This window comes from Ruegeria sp. BG6, assembly GCF_056538465.1.
On record NZ_JBQFTB010000031.1, the window covers coordinates 1 to 7,431 of the forward strand.

General features: G+C 53.6%; 6 protein-coding genes. 2 read left to right on the top strand and 4 right to left on the bottom strand.

Annotated features, from left to right (window positions below):
• Nucleotides 1-381 precede the first annotated feature (381 nt).
• The gene (locus ACR0JW_RS23660; protein ID WP_170609775.1) at nt 382-696 is read right to left on the bottom strand and encodes a hypothetical protein; all 315 of its coding nucleotides are present in this window, start codon (nt 694-696) and stop codon (nt 382-384) included.
• A 97-nt stretch (nt 697-793) separates the two neighbouring features.
• A complete protein-coding gene (locus ACR0JW_RS23665; RefSeq protein WP_170609777.1) occupies nt 794-2,164 on the bottom strand; it encodes an FAD-binding oxidoreductase in 1,371 nt (456 codons plus the stop codon).
• A 302-nt stretch (nt 2,165-2,466) separates the two neighbouring features.
• Between ACR0JW_RS23665 and ACR0JW_RS23670 the strand changes: the two genes are divergently transcribed.
• On the top strand, nt 2,467-4,227 hold the full coding sequence (locus tag ACR0JW_RS23670) for an adenylate/guanylate cyclase domain-containing protein (RefSeq protein WP_170609779.1): 1,761 nt from the start codon (nt 2,467-2,469) through the stop codon (nt 4,225-4,227).
• A gap of 410 nt (nt 4,228-4,637) precedes the next feature.
• Here ACR0JW_RS23670 and ACR0JW_RS23675 read toward each other — a convergent pair whose 3' ends face one another.
• Nucleotides 4,638-5,990 (bottom strand): leishmanolysin-related zinc metalloendopeptidase, encoded by a 1,353-nt coding sequence (locus ACR0JW_RS23675; protein WP_480490282.1) that lies wholly within the window; start codon nt 5,988-5,990, stop codon nt 4,638-4,640.
• 389 nt (nt 5,991-6,379) lie between these two features.
• Between ACR0JW_RS23675 and ACR0JW_RS23680 the strand changes: the two genes are divergently transcribed.
• Entirely contained in the window at nt 6,380-6,742 is a 363-nt protein-coding gene (locus ACR0JW_RS23680) for a nuclear transport factor 2 family protein (protein WP_170471409.1), read from the top strand.
• Nucleotides 6,743-6,956: 214 nt separating this feature from the next.
• Here the strand turns inward: ACR0JW_RS23680 and ACR0JW_RS23685 are convergent.
• Nucleotides 6,957-7,431, bottom strand: a 475-nt coding sequence (locus tag ACR0JW_RS23685; RefSeq protein WP_480714598.1) for an SRPBCC family protein, incomplete at its 5' end; no start/stop codon positions are given.

Below are 7,431 nucleotides of genomic sequence, written 5' to 3' on the forward strand. Positions count from 1 at the left end.
GCCTCCAATCCCGATGAAGAATCGGTAAAAGCCACGCTTGGCACTTCGGACGACGGAAGCCTTTATGCCGACGGCCAGGAGGACGATGATGCTGATGGAGAACCGGAGGGAATAGTTCAAACCCCGGATGGAGAGGCGGAAGACGAACTTGCAAGTAACGGCTGACCGTAAAGTTAGAGGCGCTAGAGTAAGGATTTAGACGCAATTTTCGAAAGTACCGGCCTCCCGTTGGATTGAAACTGGCCCATTAGTTAGATGGCACTTTCACCAATTTGGGGCCACCTAAAACAAAACTTAGGCGAAACTATTTGGTCCGCTCTGGGCTCAAAGCAGCTATTCTCAGCCGGCCGCTAGGATGACGTTCTGGGCGATCCAGGTCTTTTACTCCACGACGCGAAAAACCTCCCAATATGTTGAGCCGGAAACTATCACTTCCCCCATCTTTTTCCCCCATTCGGCATGCATCTTGATCGAAGCGATTTTATTGAAAAACGCATCCAGTTCGGCGAGATTTTCGATCTCGAATTCGTCTTGAATGATTGCTTCCTTAGCGCCAACCGAACCGGTAAAGATCCGGCTTTTCGACATATCGATATCTGTCTGCGAGCCGATCTGCTCGGCCCATTCTTTGTGAAGCGCCAACGTCTCTGATTTCATTCCGAACTTGGCCTCGCAGGTCCATCGCGCGATCATCATGAGGTGTTCCCTTCTATAAGTGTAAAATGTTCTGACCTGCCCCGTCAGCAACAACCAAGATGACAAGGCAGGCCATATCTAATTCAGTACCTTCGATCTAAGGAGCAATGTTCTGGTTGATGCGAAACAGGTTGTCCGGATCGTACTGACGCTTCAGTTTGAGAAGCCGCTCATAGTTGCCGCCAAAATTCTCCTGCGCGCGCCCAGCATCATCATCATCCATGAAATTGATATACCCGCCAGGCTCGGAGTAAGGCGCTATCGCATCTGAGTAATCACGCACCCACTTGGTATGTGCTGCATCGTCGGCCGGATCGTCAGATGCGGCCAGAACAACCATCGAAAAATTGGCATCCCGATGCCCGAACGCCGTTGCGTCCGCGTCCACGTCGTGACAGGCGCCGTCGATCGGGTAAAGATGCATGGTGGAGCTGACCGTCGGCGCGTTGGGCCCGTGCTTGACGTGGGCGGCGATTGCCTCATCGGTAAGTTCCTTGACGAAATTGCCCTTCCAGTACTGCCGGATGCCCTTTGGAAATAGGCCATCGAAGGCCGCGTTGATAGCTGGATAAGGCACAGGACCGACATGTTCAGCCTTGACCTCGGCGACTTCGTGGAATGCCTTGAACTGCTTTTCTCCTTCTGCCGGATCGCCTGACCAGCAGGCGACGATGGCGCAAAACATGTCGCCGTGGCGATCTTCTGGGATAAAAGGCAGCGGCGGAGCTATCTGGAAGGCTGGAAAGGCTCCCATCTCGCGCGGTGCCGTCTTTATGTAATCTCGGTAGAACTTGAAGATCGTCTCAGTCTCTTCGATCTCAAAGAACATCGGACCCCAGTAAACTGTGTCCACCGGCTGAAGCTTGTACTGGAGTGAGGTGCAGACACCGAAATTGCCGCCGCCACCACGGATCGCCCAAAAAAGATCGGCGTTTTCGTCTTCGCTGGCGATCAGCATCTTGCCATCCGCTGTCACTACGTCCGCCGAAATCAGGTTATCGAGAGAGAGACCATGCCCGCGCGACAGGTAACCGATCCCGCCACCAAGCGTGAGCCCGGCGATGCCCGTCGTCGATATTACGCCGCCCGTCGTGGCAAGGCCAAACGCACTGGTAGCAGAGTTAAAATCGCCCCACGTTGCGCCACCCTCGGCGCGAACTGTCTTTGCGCCAGGATCAACACGGATGCTGCGCATGTGCGACAGGTCGATGACGACCCCTCCGTCATTTGTGCCAAAGCCTGGGCCACTATGCCCGCCGCCACGAACCGACAAGTCGTGCCCATTGTCGCGCGCGTAGTTGACGACCGTCATCACGTCTCCAGCATTGGCGGCCCGCACGATCACAGCGGGCTTTTTGTCGATCATCCCGTTGTGGACCTTACGCGCGTCTTCATAGTTGGCGTCATCCTCAGTTATGACTTCCCCGCGTAAAAAGTCACGGAGTTCACTTAATGTCTTGGCTGTCATAATCTTCCCCCGTCGTTTCAAGTTCACCCGCCTAATAGACGGTTTCCCTAAGAGCCGATCAGTGGACCTGGGTGCACAAAATAAAGGCCGATCGCAAAGAAAGCACTGGTCGGCTTATGAACTGCGATCTTTCGGCAGGCTAACATAGCATAAGAAATAAGCCTAATCTGTCATGCATTGGGCTCGGAAAACTGCTCACTCAATGGACAACCGCAACGGGCTCGATACATTCAATCGCGATTATTGGCAGGCAATTGCCAATCTTGATAGCTTCAACGGGTGATCACCGACAGGAATTGCATATGACCCGCCGACTTGCCGCTATACTTGTCGCCGACATGGTCGGTTACTCCCGGCTCATGGCGGCCGATGAGGAGGGTACGCTTTCTCGGCTCAAAGACCTGCGTCGGGATATTATCGACCCAAGCATCCAAGGGGCCAATGGCCAGATCGTTAAACTTACCGGAGATGGCCTGCTCGCACTATTTAGTTCTGTCGTTGCTGCCGTTGAGGCCGCGGCCGCCCTCCAGAAAGCACTCTCCGCAGCAGAAGCTGCGAACCCAGCAAATCGCCGGATCAGCTTCCGCATCGGATTACATCTTGGCGACGTGATTTTGGACGAGGGCGATATCTACGGCGAAGGGGTCAACCTTGCGGCCCGACTGGAAAGCATGGCCAACCCGGGCGGCGTTCTAATATCTGACGACGCCTACCGGCAAGTTCGGGGCAAAACTAAGATTTCCTTCGTCGACCTCGGCGACCTCGCACTAAAAAACATTCCTGTGCCCATGCGCGCTTACAAAATGGAAATGGAAGACAAACCTGACGATAAGATTATGTCGTTGCAACCTGCCCACAAACCCTCCGTCGCTGTCCTTCCATTCCAGAACATGTCTAATGACCTGGAGCAGGAATATTTCTGCGATGGCGTCTCGGAAGACATCATCACGGAATTATCGCGCTTCCCAGAGCTTTTCGTTATCGCCCGCAACTCTTCGTTCTCGTTCAAAGGCCGCCCGGTCACTCATCACCAGGTCTCTCGTGAACTAGGTGTACGCTACATGCTCGAGGGCAGCATTCGGCGCTCCGCCAACCGTGTTCGTATTACAGCTCAGCTAATTGACTGCACAAATGGAGCACATGTCTGGGCCGAACGCTACGACCGCACACTTGAAGACATTTTCGCGCTGCAGGACGAAATTACACGCAACGTCGTCGGTGCCATCGCCCCTCAGATCTCTATGGCTGAAATCGGCCGAGTTTCCAATGCACATAGCATCGACTTCAACTCGTATGACCTCTCACTTCAGGCAATGGCAATATTTTACGCGGGTGGCTTCCACTCCCAGGAGAAATTCGACGAAGTCATTTTAACCTCCAATCGCGCTATCGATCTCGATCCGCGCAACGTCCAGGCCCATTGGATCAAGGCATATGCCTACCTAATGCGATACTTATATCAGTTCGATGAGGACCCAACTGAAACACTGAATATGGCGGAGAAGAGCGTTGAGCCCCTATTCCGGGGCGGTCAGCTTGACCCACGCGCCCTTTCCGTCCGCGGCATGGTTCGTCACTTCCGCGGCGATTTCGATGGTGCCGAGGCCGACTTTAACTTGGGTTTCCAACTAAACCCGAATTTCGCCCGCAACATCTTCTTTCTGGCATGGCACGAGTCTTTGGTGGGTCGAACCATTGAAGCGCGTGAGCACGCCCAACTCGCACTCCAACTCTCACCACGTGACACGGATCTGTGGGTCGGCGACGCTTACTTGTCGCTTGCTCAGGCAGCCTTCGCTGACGCGGATTTCGAGGACGCCATGCTATGGAGCGAGCGAGCCATCCAGATGACGCCCCGCGCTCCGATCCGCCGCGCAGTGATGATCGCCAGTGCCGCGCATCTCGGTCGACCTGAAATCGGTCGACAACACGAACAGGCGCTCGCAGATTTCGCTCCAGCCTTTCTCGGGAGTATCCTGTCCGGCGACTTGGTCCTCTATCGCCTTCCCCAACACAATGCATTGTTAATCGATGGTCTGCGGAAAGCCGACCGGAAGCGCTAGAAAAACGGCGCATAAACCCAAAAAATCAAGCAAATGAGTTTCTGCTCCGGACTTGAAGCAGTCGTTTGCTCAGCTGGTGTTTCGGCACTCAAAATCTTCCTTCAATTGATGCCTGCTTTGGGCTCGATTCGGTCGTTCGCTGCGCGATACATACCCTCGTACAACGCTGGCCGTACTTGATTGCGCAGGCCACAGTTTAGCTTGGGAACAACCAGACCTGTTCAAGTCGCTAACCGCAAAGAATTTCTGCCTTGCGGACAAAGCAACCATTAGTAACATTTGCGCAGCTAAACGGATAAGGGGTTGTATACTAACCAGCTTTGGCTATCACAATGTGCTGCGAACTTGGCTTCCAAGAAAACAGAAGCGCCAGAACTAACTGGCACCGCTGTGAACTAACTTGATGCAGTTCAAGCTGTAAGAAAACCGTCGTACCAGGCCATCAGATCGATTCCGTCGCCCGTAGCGTTTGAGCCATTCAGAGCATCCAGTTCGCCTTCCCATCCGACAGCGAGTTCATAGATCCCAAGGTCTTCTAGAGACGCGAGCGAAAAGTCTGCCAGGTACATGGTGTCGGTCTGTTCAACGATCCCGGTCATTAGCTCGGCATCCAGGGCTGCCTCGTCCCAATGACCTCCGGAAGTGCCGCGCCCGCCACCGCCTTCCGCCGGAATATTATCTCCATACAAAGTCGTAGCTTCTGTCCCAGTGTATACAAGATTGCCCTTCGACTTAGTTGTCAAATCGTTGCCCGCAACATCCCAAAGGGTACCAAATCCCAGCGCGTGGATCATCTCGTGAAGTATCGTGTCATCAAGCACGCCGAGTGCATCGAGAGAGGCCGCATCGGCAAGGTCGATGGTAAGGGTGGCGCCAGCCGGTGTTTCAGCCGTGCCGTTGCCGTCCCAGTCGTTTGCTGCGTAAATATTTGCCGATGCAACCTCTCCACCCAGCGCACCGGTTTCAAGTTTGACTTCGACATAGAGGTCATCAAGCACAAACTCCGTACCATCTGATTTCAAGCCGTTGTCATCGTCCGTAAAGCCATATGCAATGACCGAAGAAAGAAATTCCGCTGCCGCTTCGACATAGCCTTGTATGGTTGTCGCGATCGAAGTGTTCCAATCTGACCCGTTTCCTACAAATTCGATCTGAAAATTAAACGGATCACTAGTGCCGCGATTGGTATCTACGTTGATAGTATCGTCGAACCCGGTATCGAGAGTGCCCGAAGTGTAGGTAGCTTCCACAGTGCTGCCACCGCCGCCTCCATCACCACCGCCATCATCGCCACCGCCGCCGCCCGGTCGACCACCACCGCCACCGCCGCTGCCACCACCGCCGAAGGGATTGCCCATGTTGAACTCTTGGTAGTCAACGAAGGTTGCGTCGGAGCCTACACTGGTTTGGTTTTCGAAGGCAGAGGGCTGAAGGAGTGCGCGCAACGCCTGGCCATCTGCCGGCGTAACCGGTTCAAGCCCGGTGGGAGCGTGAGCCTGCTCAAAGATACCCAGGCCATCTCTGCCTTCAACATCAGAGCTGCCGAATGGATTGCCCGTGTCGAACACTTGGTTGTCATCGATGGAGCTCTCACTAGCATGATTTTCAGCGGTGGTGGGCTGAAGGAGTGCGCGCAACATCTGGCCGTCTGCCGGCGTAACCGGCTCGGGTCCGTCGGGAGCGTGAGCCTGCTCCAAGATAAATTGATCAATGGCATTAAAGAAGTCGTCAAACAGAATTCGATCAAAACGTTTTGCGTGCATATTGGCTATCTCCGAATTGAAGCCCCCACCAATACATCTGACTATTAGAATAAAATAACGTGCTTTAATGTGCGTGGAATATGCCGTTAACGTCTAGTTTATGTATTGAGCGGTAGTTCTTTAACCAAGCCGTCGCACAATCCTACCCCTGTAAAGGTATAAAATGGGCTCGGTGCGGACATTCGAAGTTCACGACAAGGAGCGAATACCGGCTGTGCGGACAAAGCTGCTATCCATCATGCGCCTTACGTGCAGCGTCAAGACGGCCCAAGCCGCGACAACTCGCTTTCCCAAATTTAAGTATTTCTCACGTGGCATACGAAGACGAGCATCGAAACAGGCTTTTGTGATAGTCTGATGACACCAGCTGGTAAACTTAGGGGGAAAAGATGTCAGATGTTGAAAGTGTAAAGGCGCTCGACGCGTCCATCATTGAAGGGATCAATGCTAAGGATGCGGGTATGGCAACAGCCGCTTATGCCGAAGATGGAGCCCTCATGCCACCTGGTGCTCCTACAATGTCTGGCCACGCTGCCATCCGAGAGTATTGGCAGGCGGCAATTGATGGTGGCCTGGAGAACGTTTTGGCCAATCCGACCGCAGCTCATGTCAGTGGAGACATTGCAGTTACGATGGGGACGCTGACAGGCTCAATGGGTGGGCAAGAACTTGCTGGAAAGTACGTTCTTTACTTTCGAAAAGGCAACGACGGCTGGAAGGTTCAGCGCGACATTTGGAACTTCGACGCATGATGCTGAGAGTGTGCGGAACAGCCTAAGGGTCGATCTAACTGCTTTGCTTTAACAGGTTTCGCTACTAAAAAGTGACTTACGTAGCGCGGTGACGTGACCATTACCTATCAGGGCATGGCCGCAGGTTTTTGACGCCATCGCCCACCTTAAGGATAAGACAGGTCTAGTATCCACCGGTAATTCGACCTTAGGCTGGGCATTACACCATATGCCATTAATTGGATTGGTCGAGTTTTTTGTCCATTTTCGCAAAGGACGCAGCCCAAAATTCCGCCAGAAATGCCGCCGCCTCTTGTTCCGAGATTTCTGAACGGTTTCCAGCTACATCAGTTGCTTCGCCGAATGTGTAGCGCAAATCAGTGCCACCATTGATTTCCGTCAGATGATAGGTTTCCGGCAGACTGATGTGCGGACGGGCGGGATCTTGGATCCGCGTCGAAAAGTACTCAAACGGCTCCCAATCAGTGACGCGATAATAAAAGTCTGCCAGCTCATGAGCGCAATGATAGTTAGATCCGGGGGCAAGACGTCCTTGCGGATTTTCCACCGTGACCGTCTTGATGCGGTCCATCCAGTTCTGTTTGAGCTCAGGAGCTACCAGAAATTCCCAAACCACGCCGATAGGCGCGTTGAAATGGTGTCGGAAAGTCCAAACGCCATCCTCTTCGGCGAGATAATGGCGTTGGCGT